Origin of the sequence: Geodermatophilus africanus (assembly GCF_900107105.1) — a bacterium.
Classification (GTDB): Bacteria; Actinomycetota; Actinomycetes; order Mycobacteriales; family Geodermatophilaceae; genus Geodermatophilus; species Geodermatophilus africanus.
The window spans coordinates 1-2,049 of sequence record NZ_FNOT01000048.1 but is presented as its reverse complement, the minus strand read 5'-3'; the positions used below and the strand labels follow the sequence as shown (position 1 = coordinate 2,049).

Genomic DNA, 2,049 nt, shown 5'->3' with positions numbered 1-2,049 from the left:
ATCTCCCCGATCGCGGCCACCGCGGCGGTGGTGTCGCCCTGGATGGCCTGCACCCGGCGGGCGATGTCCTCGGTGGCCTTGGCCGTCTCCTGCGCGAGCTCCTTGACCTCGTTGGCCACCACCGCGAAGCCCTTGCCGGCCTCCCCGGCGCGGGCCGCCTCGATGGTGGCGTTCAGCGCCAGCAGGTTCGTCTGCTCAGCGATGCTCGTGATCACCTTCACCACGTTGCCGATCTCCGCCGAGGACTCCCCCAGCTTCGCCACCGTCGCCGTGGTCGTCTCCGCCGCCGTCACCGCCCGCGCCGCGACGTCGGAGGCCTCGGCGGCGTTGCTGGCGATCTCCCGGATCGAGGCGCCCATCTGCTCAGCACCGGCAGCGACGGTCTGCACGTTCCGGCTGACCTCCTCGGCCGCGCCGGCCACCACACCGGACTGCGCCGAGGTCTCCTCCGCCGACGCGGAGATCTGCGCCGAGGACGCCGACAGCTCCTCCGAGCTGGCCGCCACCGCGTCGGCCGACGAGGCCACCGAGGAGAGCACGGCACGCATCTGGTCGACCGCGACGTCGAGAGCCAGCCCCATCTGACCGAGCTCGTCACGGGTGGTCAGGCCACTGCTCCGGGTGAGGTCGCCAGTGGCGAGCGCCTCGGCCACGTCCTTGACCCGGCTGACGTCACGAGCCATGCCACGGGCCACGAAGAGCCCGGTGCCGACGGCCAGGACGATGCCGACGGCCAGGACGACGACCGCCTGCGTGCGCTGGCTCTCGTACGACTCGCGCGCCTCCGCCGCCGCGGCGTCCGCCTCGGCGACCTCCTTGTCGTGGACCTCCTCCAGCATGGCCTGGGCCTCGCTCGCCAGCGGGGCGGCCTGCGCCTGGTTCGCCGTGTACCAGCCGGTGACATCACTGGCGGCGGCCAGCGGGGCCAGCACCTGGTGGATCACGACCTCGTACTGGTCGAACGCACCGGCGGCCTCGGCGACCAGGGCCGCCTTCTCCGCCGACGGCTGCGACGCGCCGTAGTGGTCGACGGCCGTCCGGAACTCCGCCAGCCGCTCCTCGAGCGTCGCCAGCGCCTCCTGCGTCAGCTCCGGGGTCGGCGCAATCAGCGCGTCCCGGGAGGACTGCCGCACCCCGCCGATCGCGGTCTGCATCTCCGCGACGGCCTCGAGGCCGGCGATGTTGCTGTCGTGCATGAGCTGCGTGCGGTCGGCCGCGGTGCCGAGGGCCGACAGGCCCATGAGGCCGACGAGGACGGCGACCAGCGCGGTGACGACCACGCCGACCAGGGTCTTGGTGCGGACGCCGAGGTCGCCCCACCAGGCGCGCTGCTGCGCGCCGGCGGGCGTCGGGCTGCCGGGGGCGGACTGGGACATGGGTGTGCTCCTCGAGCGGGGGCCGCGGCGGGCCGATGGGGAGGTGAACCGGGCGGTGCCGACCGGGGGTCCGTCACTGCACGGGGCTGCAATGGCGACGCCAGAAGAGTGGCGTGCGATCTGCCTGGACGTCATGCACTTCCCGGCGCGTCGTGCATGCCCGGGAAAAACAGTGCGGTGACCGTTCACGGAGTGTCGACTCGGTGACCGGCGGCCGCTCCGCGAGTCGGGAGGAATGGGCCGAGAAAGCGACGGGCGGCGATCGGAGTGGTTCGATCGCCGCCCGTCGAGAATGGACGCTACCGCCTCGCTAGTAGGTGAAGCGGGACACCGAGGTGCGCAGGTCCTCGGCCATGCGGGAGAGCTCGCCGACGGCGGTGCGGGTCTGCGCCAGCGCCCGGGTCGTGGAGTCCGCCGCCGCCGAGACCCCGGTGATGTTGCTGGCGATCTGACCCGAGCCCTGGGCGGCCTCGCCCACCGACCGGCTCATCTCGTGGGTCGTGGCCGTCTGCTCCTCCACCGCGCTGGCGATGGTGGTCTGCCGGTCGGAGATCTGCGCGACGATCGCGCTGATCTCGGCGATCGCCTCCACTGCCGCACCGGTGTCGCCCTGGATGGTCTGCACTCGCCGGGCGATGTCCTCGGTGGCCTTGGCCGTCTCCTGCGCCAGCTC

The 2,049-nt window shown here is 72.9% G+C and carries 1 protein-coding gene and 1 pseudogene; both read right to left on the bottom strand.

Annotated elements, in window-relative coordinates:
• Nucleotides 1-1,376, bottom strand: a 1,376-nt coding sequence (locus tag BLW63_RS25920) for a HAMP domain-containing methyl-accepting chemotaxis protein (RefSeq protein WP_091162518.1), incomplete at its 3' end; no start/stop codon positions are given.
• 310 nt (nt 1,377-1,686) lie between these two features.
• Nucleotides 1,687-2,049: pseudogene (locus tag BLW63_RS25915) on the bottom strand (methyl-accepting chemotaxis protein); the annotation flags it as partial.